The 230-nt window shown below is 38.3% G+C and carries 1 protein-coding gene; it reads right to left on the reverse strand.

The window, feature by feature from the left end:
* A partial coding sequence (locus tag LKX83_RS33030) for a M24 family metallopeptidase (protein WP_370639187.1) occupies positions 1-230 on the reverse strand: 230 nt, incomplete at both ends.

Consider the following 230-nt stretch of genomic DNA (forward strand, 5'->3'; position numbering starts at 1 on the left):
TTGGAATGTCATATTGGGTTCTAGTACATAATCTGAAGAAGTTTCCATCCATGGTGCTTCCACTTCTATTAGACCTGTTCCATGACATGGTCCATATAAGTAGTTCTTCTCAAATCCATTATCTTTAAAAAATTGATAAAACCCTTTGGCGATGTCGCTGGCTACTATCCCAACCTTTAGATTATTTTGTGTCCATTCATGTGCCTTGAGGCCAAATTCGATGATAGTCC

Source organism: Cohnella baijiui, from assembly GCF_020731285.1.
Classification (GTDB): domain Bacteria; phylum Bacillota; class Bacilli; order Paenibacillales; family Paenibacillaceae; genus Cohnella.